The organism is Variovorax sp. SPNA7 (genome assembly GCF_033807855.1).
In the GTDB taxonomy this organism is placed as follows: Bacteria; Pseudomonadota; Gammaproteobacteria; order Burkholderiales; family Burkholderiaceae_C; genus Variovorax; species Variovorax beijingensis.
The window spans coordinates 1,814,068-1,840,147 of sequence record NZ_CP138513.1 but is presented as its reverse complement, the minus strand read 5'-3'; the positions used below and the strand labels follow the sequence as shown (position 1 = coordinate 1,840,147).

Genomic DNA, 26,080 nt, shown 5'->3' with positions numbered 1-26,080 from the left:
CACCCATGGAAGACCTCAAGGGCAAGACAGCGCTCGTCACCGGCGCCAGCACCGGCATCGGTGCCGCCGTGGCCATTGCGTTCGCCGCGCGCGGCATGCGCGTGGCGGTGCACTACAACAGCTCGGCCGACGCCGCCAACCAGGTCGTCGAGACCATCCGCAAGGCCGGCGGCGACGCCTTTGCGCTGCAGGCCGACGTGCGCGACACCGCCGCCATCCGCGAATGCGTCAAGCAGACGGCATCGCGCTTCGGCCGCATCGACGTGCTGGTGAACAACGCCGGCAGCCTGGTCAAGCGCGTGCCCATCGCCGAGTTCGACGATGCGCTGTTCGACGAAGTGATGCACATCAACGCACGCTCCGTGCTCGCTTTTGCGCGCGAGGTGGTGCCGCTGATGCGCACCCACGGCGGCGGCAACATCATCAACGTGACCTCGGTCGCGGCGCGCACCGGCGGCGGGCCCGGCGCCTACCTGTATGCGGGCTCCAAGGGCTTCGTGAGCACCGCGACGCACGGGCTCGCCCGGGAACTCGTCGGCGACAGGATCCGCGTGAACGCCGTGGCACCGGGCGTCATCCAGACGCCGTTCCAGGACCGCTTCTCGACGCCCGCAATGCTGGAAGCGTTCCGCACCGCCATCCCCATGGGCCGCATCGGCTCGCCTGACGAATGCGTGGGCGCCTTCCTCTACCTGGCTTCGGAGCAGCTCTCGGGCTACGTGACCGGCCAGGTGATCGAAGTGAACGGCGGGCAGTACATGCCCTGACGCGGAAACGCCCTCTTCTCGAGGCTTGCAACAACAAATCGACAACAGAGACAACACCCTGATGAAAAGAAAAACGTTGCTTGGCGTTCCCCGAGCGGTCCGCTTCGGCATCGCCCTGCTGTCTGCCGTTGCGGGCCACGCCTCGGCCGCCACCTGGGTCTACGTTTCCAACGCCGACAGCCAGGAGATCTCTGTGCTCGAGCTGGACCGCGCGCAAGGCGTGCTCAAGCCCGTGCAAGCGCTCAACGTCGGCGGCACGGTCATGCCGATGGCGGTGAGCCCCGACAAGCGCGTGCTGTATGCCGCGCTGCGCTCGCAGCCGTTCCGCGTGGTCAGCATGTCGATCGACGCGGCCACCGGCAAGCTGCAGAAACTCGGCGAGGCGCCGCTGGCCGACAGCATGGCCAACATCGGCCTTGACGCGAGCGGCAAGTGGCTCTTCGCGGCTTCCTACCAGGGCGGCAAGATCTCGGTCAACGCCATCGGCAAGGACGGCGCGGCGGGCGCCATCCAGCAGTTGGTGCAGACCGGGCCGAATGCGCATGCGGTCCGCGCCGATACGAGCAACCGCTTCGTGCTCGCCACCAGCCTGGGCGGCGACAACGTGTCGAGCTGGCGCTTCGATGCGGACAAAGGGCTGCTGTCGGCCAATGATCCGCCGCTGACCATGAGCACCGCCAAATCGGGGCCGCGCCACTTCGTCTGGGACAAGGCGCAGCGGCACGTCTACCTGCTGAACGAGCTCGATGCGAGCCTGCATGTGTACGCATGGGACGCCGCGCGCGGCACGCTCAAGCTCGAGCAAAGCACCACCGTGCTGCCGGCCGGCTTCACGGGCAAGCCGTGGGCGGCCGACCTGCACCTGACGCCCGATGGGCGCTACCTGTACGCCTCGGAGCGCACGTCGAGCACGCTTTCGGCCTTCCGGGTGGACGCGTCCACCGGACAGCTGAAGCCGCTCGGCCAGACGCCGACCGAGAAAACGCCGCGCGGCTTCGCGATCGATTCGAGCGGCCGCTATCTGATTGCCGCCGGGCAGGAGTCGCACAGCGCTGCGCTGTACGCCATCGACCCGGCCACCGGCGCACTGGGCAAGCCCTCGCGCATCAGCGTGGGCAAGAACCCGAACTGGATCGAAATCGTCGACGCACCGTGACGACGACCCGCAACATCATCAAAGGAGATATCGCCATGCAACGCCGCACACTGATTCGCACCGCCCTCGCCTCTTCGCTCGCCGCGGGCCTGCCCGCTTTCGCGCAGGGCCCCGGCAACTGGCCCACGGGCAAGGCCATCACCTACCTCGTGCCGTTTCCCGCGGGCGGCACCACCGACGTGCTGGCCCGCCTGATCGGCCAGAAGCTCGGCACCGCGCTGGGCACGAGCGTGATCATCGACAACAAGGGCGGTGCCGGCGGCAGCGTGGGCTCCGAGATCGGCTCGCGCGCGGCGCCCGACGGCTTCACGATGGTGGGCGGCACGATCAGCTCGCACGCGATCAACGTGAGCCTGTACCCGAAGCTCGGCTACGACCCGCAGAAATCGTTTGCCCCGGTGACGCTGATCGGCACCAACCCGCTGGTGCTGGTGGTGAACCAGGCCAGCCCCTACAAGACGCTGAAGGACGTGCTGGAAGCCAGCAAGACCAAGTCGGGCGGGCTCTCGTCGGCCTCGGCCGGCACGGGCACCTCGCAGCACCTGTCGCTCGAACTGCTGGCGTTCAAGTCGGGCGTGAAGTTCACGCACATTCCCTACAAGGGCAGCGGCCCGGCGATCCAGGACGTGATCGGCGGCCAGGTCGACATGATGTTCGACACCTCGGTGGTGGCAGGCCCGCACGTGCAGAGCGGCAAGCTGCGCGCCATTGCCGTGACCTCGGCCAAGCGCCTGGCCTCGATGCCCGACGTGCCGACGGTTGCGGAGTCCGGCATCGCGGGCCTGCAGGACTTCGAGGTGCTGTCGTGGCAGGCGATCTTCGTGCCCGCGGGCACGCCGGCGCCCGTCGTCGACCGGCTGCACACCGAGATCCGCAAGATCCTTGCAACGCCCGAGATGCAGGAAAAGCTCAAGGGCTTCGGCATGGAGCCGGCCGACCTCAGCACGGCAAAGATCGCGGCCTTCCAGAAGGCCGAGGTCGAAAAGTGGGCGCAGGTGATCAAGGCCGCGGGCATCAAGGCGGACTGACGCCAGCCGGGAAACGGCGCGCCGGATACAAGGGAAGCCTCCTACGTCCGGCCCGCCGGGCGCTTTATAGAATGCCCCTCCGATTCGCACTCCAGGCATTCCAGGCCTCCCACACGTGTCCGACCGCTCTGCCGTACTGCCCCAATACCTGTTCCCCAAGCAGGCCCTGACGAACTTCGCCGGCTGGGTCGCGGGCAAGGAACGCGGCGCCGTCACCACATGGATCATCCGGCGCTTCGTTGCCAAGTACGGCGTCGACATGGGCGAGGCGCTCGAATCCGACATCAACCACTACAAGAGCTTCAACCAGTTCTTCACGCGCGCGCTCAAGCCCGGCGTGCGGCCTCTTGCGCAGGCCGACCTCGTGTGCCCGGTGGACGGCGCAATCAGCCAGTTCGGAGCCATCGAGGGCGACCAGATCTTCCAGGCCAAGGGCCACAACTACAGCACCACCGCGCTGGTCGGCGGCGACGCGGTGCTCGCGGCGCGCTTCGCGCACGGCAGCTTCGCCACGCTGTACCTGAGCCCGAAGGACTACCACCGCATCCACATGCCCTGCGACGGGCGCCTGGTGCGCATGATCCACGTGCCCGGCGACCTGTTCTCGGTCAACCCGGTCACGGCGCGCGGCGTGCCCGGGCTGTTCGCGCGCAACGAGCGCGTGGTGTGCGTCTTCGAATCGGCGCACGGGCCCTTCGTGCTGGTGCTGGTGGGTGCCACCATCGTCGGCAGCATGGCCACCGTGTGGCACGGCGTGGTCAATCCGCCGCGCGGCGGCGAGCTGCGCGAATGGCACTACGCCGATCAGCAGATCGTGCTCGGGCAGGGCGAGGAGATGGGCCGCTTCCTGCTCGGCTCCACCGTCGTCATGCTGTTCCCGCCACCCCCGCTGGCCTTCAACGCCGACTGGGCACCCACCCGGCCGGTCCGGCTGGGCGAAGCCATGGCCAATTTCGCAAATTTGTGAAGCTTTGTCTCACGGCCCGCATGCAGCATGCACCCGTAGCTATAAAACTAGTAGCATCGTGATCCTTGCGCTATAGTCGCCGACGCAACGCGCGGTCCCTGATAGCGAGCCAACAAGAACGCGAGGCACCGGCCCTGCCCAGGACCGATGGCCCGCCCAGCCCCGAGGAGATGATGTCGATGAGTACCAAGGAAAACGCAGCCGTCAGCCAGCTGCTTGCGCTTCTCGAGGCCCGCTACGCGCTTCGCGTGCTCTGGGCGCTGCGCGACGGCCATGCCCAGACCTTCCGGCTGCTGCAGGACAGCGTCGGCAGCATCACCCCCAACACGCTCAACACCCGCATCAAGGAACTGCGCGAGGCCGGCCTCGTGAGCCACGGCGGCGATGGCTACAGCCTCACCGTGAGCGGGCAGGACCTCCTCAAGAGGCTCTCGGACCTGCAGGCCTTCGCGGGCAAATGGCAGCTGGGCCAGGTCAAGAAGGCCGCGGCACCTGCAGCACCGGCGCCTGCCGCGCCTTCATCGTCTTCGCCTTCGGCCCCTCCTTCTTCTTCCTCTTCCCCGGGCGCACCGCCCTCTGCCCCGCCTGCTGCGCCGTCCCCGCCCTCCTCCGTCCCGCCTCTTGACACTGGCAATTGAGCAGGCCGGCCGGGCCGCTGCCGGGCGTCGGTAAACTCCGCGCCTTCGGTCCGTTTATCCATCCACCTTCCATCCCATTGACGCAAGGAGCGTTCAACATGCCTACCACTCCCTCCGGCCTGCAATACGAAGACACCACCGTGGGCGACGGCGCAGAAGCCAAGGCCGGCCAGCACGTGCATGTGCACTACACCGGCTGGCTCTACAACGACGGCGTGCAAGGCGCCAAGTTCGACTCGAGCCGCGACCGCAACGACCCGTTCGCGTTCTCGCTGGGCGCAGGCCAGGTCATCAAGGGCTGGGACGAAGGCGTTGCCGGCATGAAGATCGGCGGCAAGCGCACGCTGATCATTCCCGCTTCGCTGGGCTACGGCGCACGCGGCGCGGGCGGCGTGATTCCCCCGAACGCCACCCTGAAGTTCGACGTCGAACTGCTCGACGCACACTGATCGTTCCCAAGCCAGGACTTGGCACGAAGGCCCGATTGCGGGCCTTTTTCATGCCTCCGCGGTCTCTTTTGCCGCATTTTTTCGCTTGAAAAGCCCCTGACCAGCCCCAAGTGGCTGGCTATCGTTTGTTTCCCGGCCCCCCGCCGGTTCTTTGAAAAATGTCTGACCCGCAACAATCCGCACAGAATTCGCAAATGCTGCAAGGCGAGCCAAGCCCCGAAGAACTGGAAGCCGCACAGGCTGCCAACGAAGCGGAGGCGCAGGACGCGCTGGCCGCGGCCCAGGGCGAACTCGCTGCCCTGCAGGCCAAGAACGCCGAACTGTCCGACCAGTACCTGCGCGCCCAGGCCGACGTGCAGAACGCCCGCCGCCGCGCCGACGACGAAATCACCAAGGCGCGCAAGTTCGCGGTCGAAGCCTTTGCCGAGAGCCTGCTGCCGGTGACCGACAGCCTCGAAGCCGGCCTGGCCATCAAGGACGCCACGCCCGAACAGATCCGCGAAGGCGCCGAAGCCACGCTGCGCCAGCTCAAGAGCGCGCTCGAGCGCAACAAGGTGATCGAGGTGGCCCCGGCCCCCGGCGCCAAGTTCGACCCGCACCAGCACCAGGCCATCTCGGTGGTGCCCGCTCCCGAGCAGGAACCCAACACCGTGGTGAGCGTGCTCCAGAAGGGCTACACCATCAACGACCGCGTGCTGCGCCCCGCGCTGGTCACGGTCAGCGCCCCCAGGTAAGCGGCGCCGTACACACGATTCCCACAGGAAATCCCCGCTTCATACCTTGAATCGCGCCGGGTTATCCACAAGTTCATAACAACATACTTTTCAGGCTTTCAGGAGTAAGAACATGGCAAAGATCATCGGCATCGACCTCGGCACCACCAACTCGTGCGTGTCGATCATGGAAGGCAACACCACGCGTGTGATCGAGAACTCGGAAGGTGCGCGCACCACGCCGTCGATCGTGGCCTACCAGGAAGACGGCGAAGTGCTGGTCGGTGCCTCGGCCAAGCGCCAGGCCGTGACCAATCCCAAGAACACGCTGTACGCGATCAAGCGCCTGATCGGCCGCAAGTTCGAGGAGAAGGAAGTCCAGAAGGACATCGACCTCATGCCCTACACCATCGCGAAGGCCGACAACGGCGACGCGTGGGTGGAAGTGCGCGGCAAGAAGATCGCGCCCCAGCAGGTCAGCGCCGACATCCTGCGCAAGATGAAGAAGACCGCCGAAGACTATCTCGGCGAAGCCGTGACCGAAGCCGTGATCACGGTGCCGGCCTACTTCAACGACGCGCAGCGCCAGGCCACCAAGGACGCCGGCCGCATTGCGGGCCTGGACGTCAAGCGCATCATCAACGAGCCCACCGCCGCGGCCCTGGCCTTTGGCCTGGACAAGCAGGACAAGGCCGACCGCAAGATCGCCGTGTATGACCTGGGCGGCGGCACCTTCGACGTGTCGATCATCGAAATCGCGGACGTCGACGGCGAGAAGCAGTTCGAAGTGCTGTCGACCAACGGCGACACCTTCCTGGGCGGCGAAGACTTCGACCAGCGCATCATCGACTACATCATTGCCGAGTTCAAGAAAGAGCAAGGCGTGGACCTGGGCAAGGACGTGCTCGCGCTGCAGCGCCTGAAGGAAGCCGCCGAAAAGGCCAAGATCGAGCTGTCGAACAGCGCGCAGACCGACATCAACCTGCCCTACATCACGGCCGACGCCTCGGGTCCGAAGCACCTGAACATCAAGCTCACGCGCGCCAAGCTCGAAAGCCTGGTCGACGAGCTGGTCGAGCGCACCATCGCGCCCTGCCGCCTGGCCATCAAGGACGCCGGCATCAGCGTGTCGGACATCAACGACGTGATCCTGGTCGGCGGCATGACCCGCATGCCCAAGGTGCAGGAAAAAGTGAAGGCCTTCTTCGGCAAGGAGCCGCGCAAGGACGTGAACCCCGATGAGGCCGTGGCCGTCGGCGCCGCCATCCAGGGCCAGGTGCTCTCGGGCGACCGCAAGGACGTGCTGCTGCTGGACGTGACCCCGCTGTCGCTGGGCATCGAGACCATGGGCGGCGTGATGACCAAGATGATCACGAAGAACACCACGATCCCGACGAAGTTCGCGCAGACCTTCTCCACCGCCGAGGACAACCAGCCGGCCGTGACCATCAAGGTGTTCCAGGGCGAGCGCGAGATCGCCTCGGGCAACAAGCTGCTCGGCGAATTCAACCTCGAAGGCATTCCGCCGGCCTCGCGCGGCACGCCGCAGATCGAGGTGAGCTTCGACATCGACGCCAACGGCATCCTGCACGTGGGCGCCAAGGACAAGGGCACCGGCAAGGAAAACAAGATCACCATCAAGGCGAACTCGGGCCTGTCGGAAGACGAGATCCAGAAGATGGTGAAGGACGCCGAGCTCAACGCGGCCGAGGACAAGAAGAAGGTCGAGCTCGTGCAGGCCCGCAACCAGGGCGAAGCCATGGTGCACAGCGTGAAGAAGTCGCTCGGCGAGCACGGCGCGAGCCTGGACGCCGGCGAGAAGGAAAAGATCGAAGCCGCGATCAAGGACCTGGAAGAAACCCTCAAGGGCGAGGACAAGGCCGCGATCGAGGAAAAGACCAACACGCTGATGACCGCCAGCCAGAAGCTCGGCGAAAAGATGTATGCCGATGCGCAGGCCGCGGCAGGCGCCGCCGGCGGCCCGGGTGCCGCTGCTGGCCCGGAAGCTGCAAGCGCCCCGGCCGACGACAACGTGGTCGACGCCGAGGTCAAGGAAGTCAAGAAGGGCTGATCCTCAGTCCTTCGAACGAGGCTGGACCACCTGACCGGGTGTTCCAGCCTTTCTCGCTTCAAGTTACGGCTTCCCGCCCGCCCCGACCGAACCAGCCATGGCCACAAAACGCGACTACTACGAAACCCTCGGCGTTCCCAAGAACGCGAGCGAGGAGGAAATCAAGAAGGCTTATCGCAAGCTTGCGATGAAGCACCACCCGGACCGCAACCACGGCGACACCACCAAGGACGCCGAGTCCAAGTTCAAGGAGGTCAAGGAAGCCTACGAAATGCTGTCCGACGCGCAAAAGCGCGCGGCCTACGACCAGTACGGCCACGCCGGCGTCGACCCCAACATGCGCGGCGGCCCCGGCGCTGAGGGCTTCGGCGGCTTTGCAGAGGCCTTTGGCGACATCTTCGGCGACGTGTTCGGCGGCGCGCGCGGGCGCACCAGCGGCGGGCGCCAGGTGTTCCGCGGCAGCGACCTGAGCTATGCGATGGAAGTCACGCTGGAAGAAGCGGCCGAAGGCAAGGAAGCGCAGATCCGCATCCCCAGCTGGGACGACTGCGGCACCTGCAAGGGCACCGGCGCCAAGCCCGGCACCAAGCCCATCACCTGCACCACCTGCCACGGCGCCGGCGCCGTGCAGATGCGCCAGGGCTTCTTCAGCGTGCAGCAGACCTGCCCCACCTGCCACGGCAGCGGCAAGATCATTCCCGAGCCCTGCACCGTGTGCCATGGCCAGGGCAAGATCAAGAACAACAAGACGCTCGAGGTCAAGATCCCGGCCGGCATCGACGACGGCATGCGCATCCGCAGCACCGGCAACGGCGAACCGGGCACCAACGGCGGACCGCCCGGCGACCTGTACATCGAGATCCGCCTCAAGAAGCACGAGCTGTTCGAGCGCGACGGCGACGACCTGCACTGTGTGGTGCCCGTCAGCGTGACCACCGCGGCGCTGGGCGGCGAGATCAGCGTGCCCACGCTCAAGGGCGCCGCCGCCATCGACATTCCCGATGGCACCCAGAGCGGCAAGCAGTTCCGCCTGCGCGGCAAGGGCATCAAGGGTGTGCGCTCCAGCTATCCGGGCGACCTGTACTGCCACGTGCGCGTCGAAACGCCGGTCAAGCTCACCGAGCACCAGCGCAAGCTGCTCAAGGAGCTCGACGAATCGCTCAAGAAGGGCGGCGACAAGCACAGCCCGACCGACAAGGGCTGGTTCGACAAGGCCAAGGAATTCTTCAGCTGAAGGCCCGGCGCTGCCGATTCCCCTGTCTTTTCAAGTAGTTAGAAAGCCGCGGCACGGACTCGCTTCGATGCCGCCCTGCTTCGCGCACGCGAACGGTGCCTGCCGACCCCGTTCGGTGCCGCGCACCATGACGACACCGCCTCGGAACCTCGCCGACCACGCCTTGGCGCGCTTTCCCACGCCCACATGCGCGAGGTGCCCATCAAAAGATGGCGCAAGGATTGCTTTTATATATTTTGCGATTGAGCAATAAACCTAAACACGACCTGGCGCGTTATTGGTGTGTAACCGTTTTGAGCCGCCGGGGGCTCATTAGGAGGTGCTTTCGCCGGAAAAGATGCAATGACTGCATATGCCGATCGCCATAGGTATTTTCACTGGGCGGCAGGGTGGCGCTGAGTTCGATAGCCCGAACCCTGAAATTTAGCTGGAATTGCCAAATGCTGCGGGTTTTTCTCAGGAACTTTACTCGGCACTGTGGTTCTGATTTAACAAAGAATTTTCCGGGTGCACTCTTTGCTTTATGCTGTTTGTGCAGATGGAGATTAAGGGAGTTTCGATGGCTTGCAGCCATGGGCGGTACACCTTTAAAAAGTTGCTACGCGTTGCGGCTGCTGGCTTCGGGTCCAATAAACCCGCAGACCTGATGGAGGCGTGACCATGGATGTGATCAGCAACTTTGCCGCCCGTTACGAGCGCACCCGCGAGGAAGTCCTCTCGCTGCAGGACTTCCTGGATATCTGCAAACGCGACCCCACCGCGTATGCCACCGCGTCCGAGCGGATGCTCAAGGCCATCGGCGAACCCGAGCTGGTCGACACGCGCAACGATTCCCGGCTTTCGCGGATCTTCGCGAACAAGGTCATCAAGATCTACCCCGCGTTCAAGGAGTTCTACGGCATGGAGGACGCCATCGAGCAGGTGGTGTCGTACTTCAGGCATGCCGCCCAGGGCCTCGAGGAAAAGAAACAGATCCTCTATCTGCTCGGCCCCGTCGGTGGCGGCAAGAGCTCGATCGCCGAGCGCCTGAAGCAGCTCATGGAGCATGTGCCCTTCTATGCCATCCAGGGTTCGCCGGTCAACGAGACGCCGCTGGGCCTCTTCGATGCCGCCGAAGACGGCGAGATCCTCGAGAAGGAATACGGCATCCCGCGGCGCTACCTGAACCGCATCCTCTCGCCCTGGGCCGTGAAGCGGCTCGAGGAGTACGGCGGCGACATCCGCCAGTTCAAGGTGGTCAAGCGCTACCCGTCGGTGCTGCGCCAGATCGCCGTGGCCAAGACCGAGCCGGGCGACGAGAACAACCAGGACATCTCCTCGCTGGTCGGCAAGATCGACATCCGCAAGCTCGAGACCTACGCCCAGGACGACCCCGACGCCTACGCCTATTCGGGCGGCCTCTGCCTGGCCAACCAGGGCCTGCTGGAGTTCGTGGAAATGTTCAAGGCGCCCATCAAGGTGCTGCACCCGCTGCTCACGGCCACGCAGGAAAGCAACTTCAAGGGCACCGAGGGCTTCGGTGCCATTCCGTTCGACGGCATCGTGCTGGCACACAGCAACGAGAGCGAATGGAAGGCTTTCCGCAACAACAAGAACAACGAGGCTTTCCTCGACCGCATCTACATCGTCAAGGTGCCCTACTGCCTGCGCGCCTCCGAAGAAATCAAGATCTACGAGAAGCTGGTGCGCAACTCGTCGCTCGCCAAGGCGCCCTGCGCCCCCGGCACGCTGCGCATGATGGCCCAGCTCTCGGTGCTCACGCGGCTGAAGGAGCCCGAGAACTCCAGCATCTACAGCAAGATGCAGGTCTACGACGGCGAGAACCTCAAGGACACCGACCCCAAGGCCAAGTCGATCCAGGAATACCGCGACTACGCCGGCGTCGACGAAGGCATGAGCGGCGTCTCGACCCGCTTCGCGTTCAAGATCATCTCGAAGGTGTTCAACTTCGACAGCTCCGAGGTGGCGGCCAACCCGGTGCACCTGATGTACGTGCTCGAGCAGCAGATCGAGCGCGAGCAGTTTCCGCCGGAAACCGAGCAGAAGTACATCAGCTACATCAAGGAGCTGCTGGCGCCGCGCTATGCCGAGTTCATCGGCAAGGAAATCCAGACCGCCTACCTGGAAAGCTACAGCGAGTACGGCCAGAACATCTTCGACCGCTACGTCACCTATGCCGACTACTGGATCCAGGACCAGGAGTTCCGCGACGTGGACACCGGCGAAGTGTTCGACCGCGCCTCGCTCAACGCCGAACTCGAGAAGATCGAGCGGCCCGCAGGCATCGGCAATCCGAAGGACTTCCGCAACGAGATCGTCAACTTCGTGCTGCGCGCGCGCGCCGGCAACGCCGGTCGCAATCCGGCATGGACCAGCTACGAGAAGCTGCGCGCGGTGATCGAGAAGAAGATGTTCTCCAACACCGAGGAACTCCTGCCGGTGATCAGCTTCAACACCAAGAGCAGCGCCGACGAGCAGAAGAAGCACGAGGACTTCGTGACCCGCATGGTCGAGAAAGGCTATACGGCCAAGCAGGTCCGCCTGCTCTGCGAGTGGTACCTGCGCGTGCGCAAGAGTTCATAGCGGCAGTTCACAGCGGCGGGGCCCCCAAGGCTTCGCCCCCTTTTTGCAAGGAGCTTTGACAACATCGTGGCCATCCTGCAGCAGATCATCGACCGCCGGCTTTCGGGCAAGAACAAGTCCATTGGCAACCGCGAGCGCTTCCTCAGGCGCTACCGAGGGCAGATCCAGGAGGCCGTGCGGCGCGCGGTCAGCGGGCGCAACATCCGCGAACTGGAGCAAGGCGAAGATGTCACCCTGCCGCGCCACGACGTGTCCGAACCCGTCTTCGGCCATGCGCGCGGCGGCGACCGCGAGTACGTGCATCCGGGCAACCAGGAATACCTGAAGGGCGATCGCATTGCGCGTCCGGAGGGGCAGGCCGGCGGCGGCTCGGGAAGCGGCGAGGCCGGAGACAGCGGCGAAGGCGAGGACGACTTCGTGTTCCGCCTCACGCGCGAGGAGTTCATGCGCGTGTTCTTCGACGACCTGGCGCTGCCGCACCTCATTCGCACCCAGATCGCCGAGGTGCCCGAATGGAAGAGCCACCGGGCCGGCTTCACGAGCGACGGATCGCCCAACAACCTGCACGTGGTGCGCTCGATGCGCGGCGCCCTGGCGCGGCGCATTGCGCTGGGCGGCGAGCCGCGCAAGGAGCTGCGCCGCCTGGAGACGCACCTGCTGCACCTGCGGCAGCATCCGCAGGCCGATCAGCCCCTGATCCAGAAGGAAATCCTCGAGACCGAGGAGCGGATCGCCGAACTGCGCCGAACCTCGCGCCATGTGCCCTACATCGACCCGATCGACCTGCGCTACCGCAACCGGGTAAAGACGCCCGTGCCCAGCGCCAAGGCCGTGATGTTCTGCCTCATGGACGTGTCGGGATCGATGGACGAGGCGCGCAAGGACATGGCCAAGCGCTTCTTCATGCTGCTCTACATGTTCCTCACGCGCCACTACGAGACCATCGACCTGGTGTTCCTGCGCCACCACACGCAGGCGCAGGAAGTCACCGAGGAAGAGTTCTTCCATGCCACCGAAACGGGCGGCACCGTGGTGTCGAGCGCGCTGGTGCTGATGGACGAGATCATCAAGGCGCGCTACCCGAGCGGCGAATGGAACGTCTACGGTGCGCAGGCGAGCGACGGCGACAACTGGCACCAGGACAGCGGGCGCTGCCGCGAGCTGCTGGTCGACCACATCCTTCCTGTGGTGCGCTACTACGCCTATGTGCAGGTGGCCGAGACCGAGCAGAACCTGTGGCAGGAATACGCACAGCTCGAAGGCATCGAGCCCAATTTTGCGATGCGCAAGGTATCGGACGCGCGGGACATCTATCCCGTCTTCCGCGACCTCTTCAAGAAGGAGGGAGTGCCCGCATGACCTCCGACCACCCTCCCCTCGAGCGCGGCACCGAGCGCCTGGAGCGCCTGCCCAGTCCGTCGGACTGGACCTTCGATCTCATCGAAACTTACCACACCGAGATCGCGAAAACGGCCAGGAGCTTCGGCCTGGACGTGTATCCCAACCAGCTCGAGGTGATCACCGCCGAGCAGATGATGGATGCCTACGCCAGCGTCGGCATGCCCATGATCTATCGCCACTGGTCGTACGGCAAGCAGTTCATCGCCACCGAGAAGAACTACCGCCGCGGCCACATGGGGCTGGCCTACGAGATCGTCATCAACTCGGACCCCTGCATTGCCTACCTGATGGAAGAGAACACCATGGCCATGCAGGCCCTGGTGATCGCGCATGCGGCCTATGGCCACAACAGCTTCTTCAAGGGCAACTACCTGTTCCGGATGTGGACCGATGCGTCCTCGATCATCGACTACCTCGTCTATGCGCGGCACTACATCGCCGAGTGCGAGGAACGGCACGGCCTCGATGCGGTGGAGCAGCTGCTCGACTCCTGCCATGCGCTGATGAACTACGGCGTCGACCGCTACCGCCGCCCGCAGAAGCGCTCGCTGGCGCAGGAAGGCACGCAGCGCGCCGAACGCGAGCGCTACATGCAGCAGCAGGTCAACGACCTCTGGCGCACCCTGCCGCGCAAGAGCGAACACACCACCGAGTCCGACTCGTCCCGCCGCTTCCCCTCGGAGCCGCAGGAGAACCTGCTCTACTTCATCGAGAAGAATGCCGCGCTGCTCGAGCCCTGGCAGCGCGAGGTGGTGCGCATCGTGCGCAAGATCGCGCAGTATTTCTATCCGCAGCGCCAGACCCAGGTCATGAACGAGGGCTGGGCCACGTTCTGGCACTACACCCTGCTGAACACCATGTACGACCGCGGCCAGCTCGCCGACGGCTTCATGATGGAGTGGCTCAGCTCGCACACCGGCGTGATCTTCCAGCCGCCCGTCGGGCATCGCGCCTACAGCGGCATCAATCCCTATGCGCTGGGCTTCTCGATGTTCACCGAGCTGCGGCGCATCTGCGAAAAGCCCACCGAGGAAGACCGCCGCTGGTTCCCCGACTTTGCAGGCACCGAATGGGTCAAGACGCTCGACTACGCCATGCGCAACTTCAAGGACGAAAGCTTTATCGGCCAGTTCCTGAGCCCCAAGACCATGCGCGATTTCAGGCTGTTCGCGATCCGCGACCACCAGAGCGAGCCCGAGCTCGAGGTGTCCGCCATCCACGACGACAGCGGCTACCACGCGCTGCGCGAATCGCTGTCACGCCAGTACGACATCAGCAGCAGGGAGCCCGACATCCAGGTGTGGAACGTCAACATGCGCGGCGACCGCGCGCTGACGCTGCGCCACACGCAGCGCAACAACCTGCCGTTGCACGACGATGCCGAAGAAGTGCTGAAGCACGTCGCGCGTCTGTGGGGCTTCGACGTGCACCTGGAAAGCGTCGACGCCCAGGGCCACATCAGCCGCAGCTGGAAGGCCGTCGCGCCGCGGCAAACCGACTGATCGGCCGCAGCACCGGGCTCAGGGCACCAGCGCCGCGATGGCCAACGCGTAGCCCTTCACGCCAAGACCCACGATGATGCCGCGCGCCGCGGGCGAGATGTACGAGCGGTGGCGGAACTCCTCGCGCGCGTGCACGTTGGAGATGTGCAGTTCGATCAGCGGCACGCTCGCGCCCTTGATGGCGTCGTGCAGCGCGATCGAGGTGTGGGTGTAGGCGCCCGGGTTCATCACCACGCCCAGCATGTGGCCCGCGGCCACCTCGCGGCCGGCCTCGTGGATCCAGTCGATCAGCACGCCCTCGTGGTTCGACTGGCGGCATTCGATCTCCACGCCGTGCTTCGCGCCGGCCTCCTGGCACAGGCGCTCGACGTCGGCCAGCGTGTCGCGTCCGTATTGCTCGGGCTCGCGGGTGCCGAGCAGGTTGAGATTGGGGCCGTTGAGGACGAGTATTTTCTTCATGGTGAATGAGCAACGTGCGATGCCGCCATTATGGTTGCGCTAAGGTGGCGCGCATCATGAGCACAGACAGCATTTCAACCTGGCACCCGGTGGCCGCCTCGGCCGAGCTGCGCCCCGGCGCCAACATCGTCGCGGGCTTTGCCGAAGGCCAGGAACTCGCCCTCTGGCGTTCGGCCAGCGGCGCCGCGCAGGCCTGGGAAAACCGCTGCCCGCACCGCAGCGTGCGCTTCACGCTGGGGCTGGTGGTGCAGGACCGCCTCGCCTGCGCGTACCACGGCTGGCAGTACGACGCCGGAAGCGGCCAGTGCGCGAGCATTCCCGCCCATCCCGGCATGCCGGCGCCGCGCAATGTGTGCGCGAAGCTGTTCCACGCCGCCGAGGCGGCCGGCATGCTGTGGGTGAGCCTCGCGGCCGCGGCGCCGCCTTCTCCGCCGCCGGGCAATGCCGTGCCGGCCGGCTGGTCGTTCTGCCGCATCCTCTGCGTGCGCGCCGGCGCGGCCCGCGTGCGCGATGCGCTCACGGCGCGCGGGTTCAGGGCAGAGGCGCCGCTTGCTTTGTGCGGCGCTCTCGGCGAGGTCGATGCCGCCGCACTGGTGCTCGATGCGCAGCCACGGCTGGCCTTCATTCACCTCTGGACGCCCGCCGCACCCGGCAGCGACGCCATGAAGAAGCTGCACGTCGCCGCGCGCGCCCTGCGCGGCGAAATCGAAGAACAACAGCAGCCGGAAGCCTGACCGGAAGAACCCCATGCCCTTCATCACCGATGACCCCAACATGCTCGACGACTGGCTGGTCGCCGGCCCCGCGGCCGCGCTCGCCGGCAGCTCCGAAGCGCGGCCCCGTGCGGTTCGCCTGCTCGGTGAGACGCTGCAGTTGTGGACCGATGCCGCCGGCATGCCGCAATGCCGGCTCGGCGCGCAGGCGCTCTCGGTCCAGGCGCGCCATGGCTATCTCTGGGTCTGCCCCGGTGGCCGACCCGCACGGCCGCTGTTCGACTTTCCCGAATACGGCGAACCCGGGCGCCGCATCGTCGATTGCGGCGCGATCGGCGTGGCGGTATCGGGCTTGCGCGTGATCGAGAACTTCCTCGACATGGCGCACTTCCCCTTCGTGCACGCCGGCTTCCTGGGCCAGGTGCCGCACACCGAGGTGGCGAAATACCAGGTGCAGGTCGATCCCGCCACGCACGAGATCTGGGCCACCGATTGCCGCTTCTGGCAGCCCCGCGCCTCGGCCGCCCACGGCAGCGGGAGCGAGGTGCTCTACAAGTACCGGGTGATGCAGCCGCTCTCGGCCATGCTCTACAAGTCGAGCGCGCGCGCCGACGAGCTCGATGCCATCGGCCTGTTCCTCCAGCCGCTGGACGACGAGCACGTGATCGCCCACACGCTGCTGGCCTGTTACGACGACACATCCACCGATGCCGAGCTCATCGCGTTCCAGCAGACGATCTTCGGGCAGGACAAGCCGATCCTGGAGAACCACGCCTTCAAGCGCATGCCACTCGAAGGCCGCGCCGAAACGCCGACGCGGGGCGACACCTCCTCCGTCACCTACCGGCGCTGGCTGCGCGAGCGCGGCATGCGCTTTGGCGTGAGGCAGGCGGCATGATCCGGCTCTACGACTACGCCCTGTCGGGCAACTGCTTCAAGGTGCGGCAGATGCTCGCCTGGCTCGGCATCGACCACCAGCGCGTGCCGGTCGACTTTCATCCGGGCCGCGAGCACCGGTCGGCCGCGTTCCTGGCGCACGTCAATCCGCTGGGCCAGCTTCCGGTGATCGACGACGAGGGCTTCGTGCTGCGCGACGCGCAGGCCATCCTCGTCTATCTCGCGAGCAAGCATGACGCCGAGGGCCGCTGGTACCCCGCCGATCCACAGCTGCGCGGCCAGGTCGCGATGTGGTTCGCGATTGCCGACGAGCTCACCCGCACCGCCTCGGCCGCGCGGCTGCACGATGCCTTCGGCTACGAGAACATCGACGTCGAGGCCTGCCGGCGCGGTGCGCATGCGATCTTCCGCCTGCTGGACGACCACCTGGCCGAGCGCGCCAGCGAGGGCCGGCAGTGGCTGGCCGGCCCGCATTCGACCGTGGCCGACCTGGCCTGCTTTCCCTATGCGGCGCTGGCCGGCGAAGGCGGCATTTCGCTGGACGAATACCCCGCCCTGCGACACTGGATCTGGAACTTCCGCCACCTGCCCGGCTTCATCGGAATGTCGGGTATCTTTGCCACCGGGGCGGCCTGAACGCCCGCCTCGCTATCCTTGTCCCTTTGCCCTGAAGCGCCATGAAAACCAAAGCTGCCGTCGCCTGGAAATCCGGAGCCCCGCTCACCATCGAAACCGTCGACCTCGAAGGACCGAAATTCGGCGAGGTGCTGGTCGAGATCAAGGCCACGGGCATCTGCCACACCGACTACTACACGCTCTCGGGCGCCGACCCCGAAGGCATCTTCCCGGCCATCCTCGGCCATGAGGGTGCGGGCATCGTGGTCGACGTAGGCCCCGGCGTCACCACGCTGAAAAAGGGCGACCACGTCATTCCGCTCTACACGCCCGAATGCCGCCAGTGCAAGTTCTGCCTGTCGCGCAAGACCAACCTCTGCCAGCTGATCCGCGGCACGCAGGGCAAGGGCCTGATGCCCGACGCCACCAGCCGCTTCAGCCTGGACGGCAAGCCCATCTTCCACTACATGGGCACCAGCACCTTCAGCAACTACACCGTCGCCCCCGAGATCTCGCTGGCCAAGATCCGCGAGGACGCGCCGTTCGACAAGGTCTGCTACATCGGCTGCGGCGTGACCACCGGCATCGGCGCGGTGATCTTCACGGCCAAGGTGGAAGCCGGCGCCAACGTGGTGGTGTTCGGCCTCGGCGGCATCGGCCTCAACGTGATCCAGGGCGCCAGGATGGTGGGCGCCGACAAGATCATCGGCGTCGACCTGAACCCCGAGCGCGAGGCCATGGCGCGCAAGTTCGGCATGACGCACTTCCTCAACCCGAAGGAGCACGAGAACATCGTCGATGCGATCGTGCAGCTGACCGACGGCGGCGCCGACTACAGCTTCGAGTGCATCGGCAACACCAAGGTGATGCGCCAGGCGCTCGAATGCACGCACAAGGGCTGGGGCCGCAGCATCATCATCGGCGTGGCCGAGGCCGGCGCGGAGATCAGCACGCGGCCGTTCCAGCTGGTCACGGGCCGCAAGTGGGAAGGCTCGGCCTTCGGCGGCGCGCGCGGGCGCACCGACGTGCCGAAGATCGTCGACTGGTACATGGAAGGCAAGATCAACATCGACGACCTGATCACCCACACCATGCCGCTCGAAGACATCAACAAGGGCTTCGACCTGATGAAGCGCGGCGAGTCGATCCGCGGCGTGGTGCTTTACTGAACTCGAGGAGAGCGCCCGCCATGAACCGCATGGAACCCCTGCGCAAGATCGAAGCGGGCGTCCTCGAGATCGCCTATTACGAAACGGGGCCTTCGGGCGGTCCGCCCGTGCTGCTGATGCATGGCTTTCCGTACGACATCCACACCTACGCGGAAGTCGCGCCGATGCTCGCCGCAGAGGGCTGCCGCGTGATCATCCCGTACATGCGCGGCTACGGTGCCACCCGCTTCCTCCGCGACGCCACGCCGCGCTCGGGCGAACAGGCGGCGTTCGGCGCCGACCTGCTCGCGCTGCTCGACGCGCTGGAGATCGAACGCGCGGTGCTCGCCGGCTACGACTGGGGCGGCCGCGCCGCCTGCGTGGTCGCGGCGCTGTGGCCCGAGCGCTGCGCGGGCCTGGTTTCGCTCAACAGCTACAACATCCAGAACATCGCCAGGGCGATGGAGCCGGACACGCCCGAAAACGAGCACAGCCTCTGGTACCAGTACTACTTCCACAGCGAGCGCGGCCGCGCCGGGCTCGCGAAGGACCGCAGGGCGCTCACGCGGCTGCTGTGGCGGCTCTGGTCGCCGACCTGGAAGTTCGACGAGGCCACCTTCGAGCGCAGCGCCGCGGCCTTCGACCATCCTGATTTCGTCGAGGTGGTGATCCACTCGTACCGGCATCGCTTCGGCCTGGTTGCAGGCGACCCGGCCTACGCGGACATCGAGCGCCGGCTGGCCGCGCAACCCACGATCACCGTGCCCGCCATCACCTTCGACGGCATCGACGACGGCGTGCGGCCGCCCGCCGATGCCTCGGCCCATGCGCAGCGCTTCAGCGGCCCGCGCTCGCACCGCCTGGTGCCCGGCGCGGGCCACAACCTGCCGCAGGAGGCGCCGCGCATCTTTGCCGACGCCGTGCTCGAACTCGTGCCCGCCTTGCTGCACCACAACACCTCCCGATGACCGACACCCTCAAGACCCTTTCCGAGCACCATGCCTTCGGCGGCGTGCAGAGCTTCCACGAGCATGCCTCGCACGAGATCGGCTTGCCGATGCGCTTTTCGGTCTACCTGCCGCCGCAGGCCGCGCAAGAGCGCGTGCCGGCCCTGCTCTACCTTGCGGGGCTGACCTGCAACGAGGAAACCTTTGCAGTGAAGGCCGGCGCGCAGCGCATGGCCGCCAGCCTGGGCCTGGCGCTGATCGCGCCCGACACCAGCCCGCGCGGCAGCATCGCCGAAAACCTGCCCGGCGCCACCGCCCACTGGGACTTCGGCGTTGGCGCGGGCTTTTACCTCGACGCCACCGAATCGCCCTGGTCCACCCACTGGCGCATGGAAAGCTGGATCGTGCATGAGCTGCTGCCATTGGTGGGGCGGCACTTTGCCATCGACGACCAGCACCTGGGCATCTTCGGCCATTCGATGGGCGGCCACGGCGCGCTCACGCTGGCGCTGCGGCATCCGGGGCGCTTCAAGTCGCTGTCGGCCTTTGCGCCCATCTGCGCGCCCACGCAATGCCCGTGGGGCCAGAAGGCGTTCGGCGGCTACCTGGGCGAGCCCGGCGGCGACCGTGCGCAATGGCTCGCGCACGACGCCAGCGCGCTCATGAAGTCGCAGACCGCCGCGCCCTATCCGCAAGGCATATTGATCGACCAGGGGCTGGCCGACAAATTCCTGGCCGAGCAGCTGTACCCCGAAGCCTTCGAGGCCGCCTGCTTTGCCGCCGGCCAGCCGCTCACGCTGCGCCGCCATGCGGGCTACGACCACGGCTACTACTTCATCCAGACCTTCATGGCGGACCACATCGCGCACCACGCGCAGACGCTGCGCGGCTGATCGACCGCCGCCCACGGGCGGCTTATCATGGGGCGCATGTCCGCAGCACAGATTCCCGCCTTCCAGTTGCGGTCCCGCGACGGCGCCGCCGAAGAGAGCCTGGCGCTGGCCGGCATCTGGCGCCGCGCCTGGATTGCGGCCAACCGGAATGCCGCCGTCATCGAGCCGATCACGCATTGGCTGCGGCGCGTGCAAACCGAATTCGTGCCGCCCGCCGACGTGGTGCTGGCCGAGCGCGAAGGCCAGGTGCTCGCCTTCATGGTGCTGCTGGTGCGGCGCGAATACGTGGCGCAGCTGTTCGTCGAGCCGCATCTTCGCAACCAGGGCCTCGGGCAGGCGCTGCTCGACGAAGCCAGCGTGCGCATGCCGCTCGGATGGAAGCTCCATGTGGCCACCAGCAACACCGCGGCGCAGCGCTTCTACGAACGCTACGGCCTGGTGCGCGGCGCGGTCGACCGGCACCCGGCCAGTGGGCGCGAACGGGTCGCCTACCATTGGTATCCGGCAAGCCCGCCGCGGCAGCCGCGTCGCACCGGCTGAGCGCCTTCTTTCCCTTCCCTTTCTCCATGCGCATCGATCACATCGCCCTCTGGACCACCGATCTCGAACGCTGCAAGCGCTTCTACGTCGACTATTTCGGTGCCACGGCCGGGGCGGGCTATGCCAATCCGGCCAAGGGCTTTGCCTCTTGCTTTCTGAGCCTGGGCGACGGTGCGCGCATCGAGGCCATGACCACCCGCACGCTCTCGCCGGTGCCCGCCGAACCCGGCGCCCAGCGCATGGGCTGGACGCACCTCGCCATCAGCGTGGGTTCGGAGGCTGCCGTCGATGAACTGACGCAGCGGCTCGAGTCGGACGGCTATCCGCTGCTCGACGGCCCGCGCCGCACCGGCGACGGCTACTACGAGAGCGTGGTGCTCGACCCCGACGGCAACCGCATCGAGATCACCGCATGAGCCGCACAAAGCCTGCCCGATGAGCGAATTCGTACAGAGCCTGCACGAAGTCTTCGAGCGCCTCGGCCGCATCGAAACGCGCCGCATGTTCGGCGGCCACGGCGTCTGGCACGAAGGCCGCATGATCGCGCTCGTTGCCAAGGACACGCTCTACCTCAAGTCCGATGCCGGCAGCGCCGAGCATTTCGACAAGCTGGACCTGCCGCCCTTCACCTATATGCGCGAAGGCAAGGCCATGCCGATGTCGTACCGGCTCGCGCCGGCCGATCTTTTCGAAGACCGCGAGGAAGCCGCGCTCTGGGGCCGCCGCGCCTACGAAGCCGCCCTGCGTTCGGGCCAGCCGCCGAAGAAGAAAACCGCAAAGAAAGCCCCAGTGAAGAAAAAAAAGAAAGCAGCCGCCTCGTGAGCGACAACCCTCCCGCGTTGCCGCCCCTTCCCGAACGCGAGCAGATCGCGCTGCTCGAACCCTTCGAGGGCCTGGGCCTGAAAGACATCGTGGTCGTTTCCACGCTGCAGGACGCCGAGCATGCTGCCGCCGAATTGCTTTCCGCCGGCATCGCGGGCTTCGACACCGAATCCAAGCCCACCTTCGCGAAGAACGAGGTCTCGGGCGGCCCGCACGTGGTGCAGTTCGCAACGCGCGAAACGGCCTGGCTGTTCCAGCTGCACCGCACCGAATGCAACCCGGTGGTTGCAACGCTGATTGCTTCCACCGAACTGCGCAAGGTCGGCTTCGGCCTTTCGACCGATCTCACGCTGATACGCAACCGCCTCAACATCGAGCCGAAGGCAGTGTTCGACATCGACAGCGAGTTCCGCCACCGCGGCTACCGCAAGTCGGTGGGCGTGAAAGCCGCCGTGGCGCTGGTCTTCAACCGGCGCTTCGTGAAGTCGCGCAAGGCGACCACCTCGAACTGGGCCAACAGGCAGCTGACCGAAGCGCAGATGCGCTACGCGGCCAACGACGCCTATGCATCGATCCGCGTGTTCGATGCGCTGTTCGCCAAGCCCTAGTCCCGCCCCGCCTCCAGGATCGCCTGCGCCAGCCGCTGCGGGTTCGAGAAGAACATCTCGTGGCTGCCGGGGCATTCCACCAGCCTGAACAAGCCGAGCCGCTCCGACAGGCGCGGATGCCACGGCAAGCCGTGCGGCATGGCCGTGTCCTGCAGGCAGTTGAGGTACGACTTGCCGATCTGCAGCGCCGCCAGCGGCTCGCGCAGCCGGATCTTGTCGGTGAAGGTGCGGTAGGGATGCGGGTTCAGCCGCTCGTAGCTGGCCTGCGCGAGCGGCAGGTCTGCATCGTTGATGAAGGCTTCGCGCCAGACCTCGAACGGCAGGCTCACCGCGTTGCCGTTGGCTGCGGCCACGGCGTCGAACATCGCGACATAGTGCGGGGGCACCATGTCGTTGAGCGATTCGCCATCGAGCGGCACAAAGGCATTGACGTAGACCAGGCGCCGCAGCCGCTGCGCGATGCGGTCCGCCACGCCCGAGATCACCATGCCGCCGTAGCTGTGGCCCACCAGGCGAACCTCCATCAGGTCCCGTTCCTCGATGAAGCGAACAGCCGAGTCGATCGCATCGGCCAGGCTGGTGCGCGAGCGGTCGTCGCCGGCGCGGTTGCCCGCGAGCGTGGGGCAATGCACGCGGTGGCCGGCCTCGCGCAGGCCGGCGGCCACCGCCTCCATCTCGGCCCCGGTGTGCCAGGCGCCATGGATCAGGACATAGGTGTCGGACATGGGTGTCTCCTTCTTTATCGTCGTCGTTGAACTGGGACGACTTTAGGAAACACGGGGCGGCGCGAATGGCCGCTCGCTGCCAGGCACATGGCCGATTTGCGCCTGCGCTGCCTTGCTTTTGCCTCAGCGCTGGCGCCGCAAGGCACCCGGCGTCATGCCGAGATGCCGGCTGAATTGGCGAACGAAGTGGGACGCGTCGGCGAGCCCGACGCGCAAGCCGATTTCCGCGATGCTCAGGCGATCGAAGCGCGCATCGCCGAGCATGCGCCGCGCCACCTGCATGCGAAAGCCGGTCAGCGCGGCGGCGAAGGTGGTCGCCCCTTCGCTCAGGCAGCGGTGCAGGCTGCGCTCCGAGATGCCCAGTCCGCGCGCCACGCTGGCAGCCGTCAGGCCGGGCTCGGCGTGGCGTTCGCGCGTGGCGTCGAGCACACGGCGGCGCAGCGCGGCACGGGCGCTTTCGCCGGGCGCGGCCGGCCCGCCCGCTTCGCACCCGCTGCCTGCGGCAAGTGCGAGCAGCCCGCCAAGATGATCGGTCAGCAACGCGGCGGGCAGCGGCGGCTTCAAGGCGCCCTGCGGAGAAAGCTGCTGCGCAAAACCGCTCAGCACGCGGCCCCAGCCGGACTGCCCGTCGATGCGCCGCGCCACCTGGCCGCCGGCATCGGGGAGCCACGACTCGACCCACGCGGTCGGCAGTTCGAGCGACAGCGTATCGGCGGACTGGAGCAGGTGAAGTTCATAGCAGCGCCGCGAATCGACCAGCACCAGGTCGCCCGGCAGCATGCGCGCCGAGCGGCCGTCCTGCACGGCGACCCAGGGCGAATCGGTCTTGCACAGCAGGTAGTAGTAGTTGCTGCGGCTCTGGGCAATGGCCCGGCGCCTGCGGTACACGTCCTGCGCGCTGCCGCGGACCCGGTTCACGCCAACGGCACCCAGCGGTGCAGATTCGAGCGTGGCGCCAAAGCTGCCGGCCAGGCAGCTGGTCACGTCCATCTCGAGAAAGCCTTCGCACACCGCGCCGATCCAGTAGTCCAGCCGCTGCGCCGGGGGCACCGCGTCGGTGGACCAGGTGTGGACCGCAGGCGAGGCATTTGCGTTCATCGCGCCAACATACCCAAGCCGCGCGCGCTTGCCAAGCGGGTATAGACGCCCTCCCACGCAGCGCCGCGGCGCCCCCGGCACAATGCCCGTCACATCCACCGCAGACGAAAGAAGGGCCATGAGCGACAACAAAAGCGATTTCGGATTGATCGGCCTGGCCGTGATGGGCCAGAACCTGGTGCTGAACGTGGAAAGCCGCGGCTTCCAGGTCAGCGTCTACAACCGCACCGAAGCCACCACCGAGGCCTTCGTGGCCGCCAACCCCGGCAAGAAGCTGGTCGGCGCGAAGACGCTGGAGGAATTCGTGCAGAGCCTGGCCCGGCCGCGCAAGATCCAGATCATGGTGAAGGCCGGCGCACCGGTCGACCAGGTCATCGAGCAGCTGATCCCGCTGCTCGACCAGGACGACATCGTGATCGACGGCGGCAACAGCCTCTACACCGACACCGAGCGCCGCGACGCCTATCTCCAGACCAAGGGCCTGCGCTTCATCGGCGCGGGCGTGTCGGGCGGCGAGGAAGGCGCGCGCAAGGGTCCGTCGATCATGCCGGGCGGCCCGCTCTCCACCTGGGAAGTGATGAAGCCGATCTTCGAGAGCATCGCGGCCAAGGTCGACGGCGAGCCCTGCGTGATCCACATCGGCCCCGGCGGCGCGGGCCACTACGTGAAGATGGTGCACAACGGCATCGAGTACGGCGACATGCAGCTGATCTGCGAGGCCTACAGCCTGTTCAAGGCGGCCGGCTTCAGCACCGACGAGATGGCCGCGGTCTTCAACGAATGGAACGAGGGCGAGCTGCAGAGCTACCTGATCCAGATCACCGCCAAGGCGCTCGAGCAGAAGGACCCGGAGACCGGCCAGCCGATCGTCGAGCTCATTCTCGACAAGGCCGGCCAGAAAGGCACGGGGCAGTGGACGCTCGTCAACGCGGCCGAGAACGCGGTGGTCATCAGCACCATCAACGCCGCCGTGGAGGCGCGCGTGCTGTCGTCGCAGAAGAAGGCGCGAATGGCGGCCAGCAAGCTGCTGCAGGGGCCGAAGGTCGAACTCTCGCTCGACAAGAAGGCGCTGGTCGCCAAGGTCCACGACGCGCTCTATGCCTCGAAGGTGGTCAGCTACACGCAGGGCTTCGACCTGATCCAGACCATGGGCGAGAAGAAGGAGTGGAAGCTCGACCTCGCCCGCATCGCGGCCATCTGGCGCGGCGGCTGCATCATCCGCGCGCGCTTCCTGAACCGCATCACCGACGCCTACCGCGCCGACCCGTCACTGGGCAACCTGATGCTCGACCCCTTCTTCAAGGACCTGCTCAACCGCACGCAGCAGAATTGGCGCGAGGTGGTGGCGCTGGCGGTGGGCAACGGCATTCCGGTGCCGGCGTTCAGCGCCTCGCTCGCCTACTACGACAGCTACCGCACCGAGCGGCTGCCCGCGAACCTGCTGCAGGCGCAGCGGGACTTCTTCGGGGCCCACACCTATGAGCGCGTGGACAAGCCGGCCGGCGAGTTCTTCCACACCAACTGGCCGGAAGTCATCGGCTGACTCTTTACAGATCAGCCTGCCGGCAACCAGGCCTTCACCTGCCCGACCAGCACCCCCAGCGGCTCGGTTGCGTCGACTGCGAGCACGCCCGGCTCGCCGACCGGTGACTCCAGCGTCGCAAACTGGTTGGCCACCAGGCTTGCGGGAAACGTGTGCTCGCCCGCGCCGGCCCGCGCGGCCACGCGGCGTTCGGATTCGGCGCGTTCGATCTCCATGAACACGAAGCGCAGGCCCGGCACGGCCGCGCGCAGCTGCTCCCGGTAGCTGCGCTTGAGCGCGGAGCAGGTCAGCACCGCGCCCTGCGGCGCAGCGGCCAGCTTCTGCCCGAGCGTCGCGAGCCAGCCGGCGCGGTCCGCGTCGGTCAGCGCGATGCCGCGGCTCATCTTCTCGACATTGGCCGGCGGGTGGTAGTCGTCGCCCTCGATCAGCGGCAGCCCGAACCCCACCGCCAGCGCGGCCCCGAGGCTCGATTTGCCGCAGCCCGAAACACCCATCACGACCAGCCATAGCCCGTTCATACATACCCTTCTTGATGAAATCGCGGAGATATTCTCCGCGCATCG

The 26,080-nt window shown here is 66.4% G+C and carries 27 protein-coding genes; 23 read left to right on the top strand and 4 right to left on the bottom strand.

Annotated features, from left to right (window positions below):
- The first annotated feature begins 5 nt into the window (after positions 1–5).
- The 12 genes from RZE77_RS08485 to RZE77_RS08430 all read left to right on the top strand — a co-directional run bounded on the left by RZE77_RS08485 (position 6) and on the right by RZE77_RS08430 (position 14,509).
- Positions 6–767, top strand: coding sequence for an SDR family NAD(P)-dependent oxidoreductase (locus tag RZE77_RS08485; protein ID WP_319441472.1), 762 nt, complete (start codon positions 6–8; stop codon positions 765–767).
- A gap of 61 nt (positions 768–828) precedes the next feature.
- On the top strand, positions 829–1,923 hold the full coding sequence (locus tag RZE77_RS08480) for a lactonase family protein (RefSeq protein WP_319441471.1): 1,095 nt from the start codon (positions 829–831) through the stop codon (positions 1,921–1,923).
- 35 nt (positions 1,924–1,958) lie between these two features.
- Positions 1,959–2,951 (top strand): Bug family tripartite tricarboxylate transporter substrate binding protein, encoded by a 993-nt coding sequence (locus RZE77_RS08475; protein WP_319441470.1) that lies wholly within the window; start codon positions 1,959–1,961, stop codon positions 2,949–2,951.
- Positions 2,952–3,066: 115 nt separating this feature from the next.
- The gene (asd, locus tag RZE77_RS08470; RefSeq protein WP_319441469.1) at positions 3,067–3,918 is read left to right on the top strand and encodes an archaetidylserine decarboxylase; all 852 of its coding nucleotides are present in this window, start codon (positions 3,067–3,069) and stop codon (positions 3,916–3,918) included.
- A 179-nt stretch (positions 3,919–4,097) separates the two neighbouring features.
- Positions 4,098–4,556 carry a winged helix-turn-helix transcriptional regulator gene (locus RZE77_RS08465; RefSeq protein WP_319441468.1) on the top strand — a complete coding sequence of 153 codons (459 nt, stop codon included), beginning with the start codon at positions 4,098–4,100 and terminating at the stop codon, positions 4,554–4,556.
- 98 nt (positions 4,557–4,654) lie between these two features.
- The gene (locus RZE77_RS08460; RefSeq protein ID WP_012746856.1) at positions 4,655–5,005 is read left to right on the top strand and encodes an FKBP-type peptidyl-prolyl cis-trans isomerase; all 351 of its coding nucleotides are present in this window, start codon (positions 4,655–4,657) and stop codon (positions 5,003–5,005) included.
- A gap of 194 nt (positions 5,006–5,199) precedes the next feature.
- Positions 5,200–5,739, top strand: a complete 540-nt coding sequence (grpE, locus tag RZE77_RS08455) for a nucleotide exchange factor GrpE (RefSeq protein WP_319441467.1) — start codon at positions 5,200–5,202, stop codon at positions 5,737–5,739.
- Positions 5,740–5,851: 112 nt separating this feature from the next.
- On the top strand, positions 5,852–7,789 hold the full coding sequence (gene dnaK, locus RZE77_RS08450) for a molecular chaperone DnaK (protein ID WP_319441466.1): 1,938 nt from the start codon (positions 5,852–5,854) through the stop codon (positions 7,787–7,789).
- Between the two features lie 97 nt (positions 7,790–7,886).
- A complete protein-coding gene (gene dnaJ / locus RZE77_RS08445; protein ID WP_319441465.1) occupies positions 7,887–9,023 on the top strand; it encodes a molecular chaperone DnaJ in 1,137 nt (378 codons plus the stop codon).
- A 660-nt stretch (positions 9,024–9,683) separates the two neighbouring features.
- The gene (locus RZE77_RS08440; protein ID WP_012746852.1) at positions 9,684–11,606 is read left to right on the top strand and encodes a PrkA family serine protein kinase; all 1,923 of its coding nucleotides are present in this window, start codon (positions 9,684–9,686) and stop codon (positions 11,604–11,606) included.
- Between the two features lie 66 nt (positions 11,607–11,672).
- Positions 11,673–12,965: a YeaH/YhbH family protein gene (locus RZE77_RS08435; protein WP_319441464.1), complete on the top strand. Its 1,293-nt coding sequence runs from the start codon at positions 11,673–11,675 to the stop codon at positions 12,963–12,965.
- Positions 12,962–14,509, top strand: a complete 1,548-nt coding sequence (locus tag RZE77_RS08430; protein WP_319441463.1) for a SpoVR family protein — start codon at positions 12,962–12,964, stop codon at positions 14,507–14,509. The genes RZE77_RS08435 and RZE77_RS08430 overlap by 4 nt, the downstream gene beginning before the upstream one ends.
- Before the next feature lie 18 nt (positions 14,510–14,527).
- Here the strand turns inward: RZE77_RS08430 and aroQ are convergent, their stop codons facing one another.
- Positions 14,528–14,968 (bottom strand): type II 3-dehydroquinate dehydratase, encoded by a 441-nt coding sequence (gene aroQ, locus RZE77_RS08425; protein WP_319441462.1) that lies wholly within the window; start codon positions 14,966–14,968, stop codon positions 14,528–14,530.
- Between the two features lie 56 nt (positions 14,969–15,024).
- Here aroQ and RZE77_RS08420 point away from each other — a divergent pair, with 56 nt between their 5' ends.
- From RZE77_RS08420 to RZE77_RS08375, 10 genes are read left to right on the top strand one after another with little or no spacing between them, the layout of a single operon-like run.
- Entirely contained in the window at positions 15,025–15,702 is a 678-nt protein-coding gene (locus RZE77_RS08420; RefSeq protein WP_319441461.1) for a Rieske 2Fe-2S domain-containing protein, read from the top strand.
- Positions 15,703–15,715: 13 nt separating this feature from the next.
- A complete protein-coding gene (locus tag RZE77_RS08415; protein WP_319441460.1) occupies positions 15,716–16,579 on the top strand; it encodes an aromatic ring-hydroxylating dioxygenase subunit alpha in 864 nt (287 codons plus the stop codon).
- Positions 16,576–17,214: a glutathione S-transferase family protein gene (locus RZE77_RS08410; protein WP_319441459.1), complete on the top strand. Its 639-nt coding sequence runs from the start codon at positions 16,576–16,578 to the stop codon at positions 17,212–17,214. The genes RZE77_RS08415 and RZE77_RS08410 overlap by 4 nt, the downstream gene beginning before the upstream one ends.
- Before the next feature lie 41 nt (positions 17,215–17,255).
- Entirely contained in the window at positions 17,256–18,362 is a 1,107-nt protein-coding gene (locus tag RZE77_RS08405) for an S-(hydroxymethyl)glutathione dehydrogenase/class III alcohol dehydrogenase (protein ID WP_319431047.1), read from the top strand.
- Between the two features lie 20 nt (positions 18,363–18,382).
- A complete protein-coding gene (locus tag RZE77_RS08400; protein ID WP_319441458.1) occupies positions 18,383–19,309 on the top strand; it encodes an alpha/beta fold hydrolase in 927 nt (308 codons plus the stop codon).
- Positions 19,306–20,181 (top strand): S-formylglutathione hydrolase, encoded by an 876-nt coding sequence (fghA, locus tag RZE77_RS08395; RefSeq protein ID WP_319431043.1) that lies wholly within the window; start codon positions 19,306–19,308, stop codon positions 20,179–20,181. Before RZE77_RS08400 ends, fghA begins: the two co-directional genes overlap by 4 nt.
- 36 nt (positions 20,182–20,217) lie before the next feature.
- Positions 20,218–20,721 (top strand): GNAT family N-acetyltransferase, encoded by a 504-nt coding sequence (locus RZE77_RS08390; protein WP_223262442.1) that lies wholly within the window; start codon positions 20,218–20,220, stop codon positions 20,719–20,721.
- Between the two features lie 26 nt (positions 20,722–20,747).
- The gene (locus RZE77_RS08385; RefSeq protein ID WP_319441457.1) at positions 20,748–21,137 is read left to right on the top strand and encodes a VOC family protein; all 390 of its coding nucleotides are present in this window, start codon (positions 20,748–20,750) and stop codon (positions 21,135–21,137) included.
- 19 nt (positions 21,138–21,156) lie between these two features.
- Complete coding sequence (locus RZE77_RS08380; protein ID WP_319441456.1) at positions 21,157–21,543, top strand: TfoX/Sxy family protein; 387 nt, start codon at positions 21,157–21,159, stop codon at positions 21,541–21,543.
- Entirely contained in the window at positions 21,540–22,151 is a 612-nt protein-coding gene (locus tag RZE77_RS08375) for a 3'-5' exonuclease (RefSeq protein ID WP_319441455.1), read from the top strand. The genes RZE77_RS08380 and RZE77_RS08375 overlap by 4 nt, the downstream gene beginning before the upstream one ends.
- Here the strand turns inward: RZE77_RS08375 and RZE77_RS08370 are convergent.
- Entirely contained in the window at positions 22,148–22,876 is a 729-nt protein-coding gene (locus RZE77_RS08370) for an alpha/beta fold hydrolase (protein WP_319441454.1), read from the bottom strand. The two genes, RZE77_RS08375 and RZE77_RS08370, sit on opposite strands and share 4 nt — an antisense overlap.
- 123 nt (positions 22,877–22,999) lie before the next feature.
- Complete coding sequence (locus RZE77_RS08365; RefSeq protein ID WP_319441453.1) at positions 23,000–23,974, bottom strand: AraC-like ligand-binding domain-containing protein; 975 nt, start codon at positions 23,972–23,974, stop codon at positions 23,000–23,002.
- Between the two features lie 118 nt (positions 23,975–24,092).
- Here RZE77_RS08365 and gnd point away from each other — a divergent pair, with 118 nt between their 5' ends.
- Complete coding sequence (gene gnd / locus RZE77_RS08360) at positions 24,093–25,517, top strand: decarboxylating NADP(+)-dependent phosphogluconate dehydrogenase (protein WP_319441452.1); 1,425 nt, start codon at positions 24,093–24,095, stop codon at positions 25,515–25,517.
- An 11-nt stretch (positions 25,518–25,528) separates the two neighbouring features.
- Here gnd and RZE77_RS08355 read toward each other — a convergent pair whose 3' ends face one another.
- Positions 25,529–26,035 (bottom strand): gluconokinase, encoded by a 507-nt coding sequence (locus RZE77_RS08355; RefSeq protein WP_319441451.1) that lies wholly within the window; start codon positions 26,033–26,035, stop codon positions 25,529–25,531.
- Between the last annotated feature and the right edge of the window lie 45 nt (positions 26,036–26,080).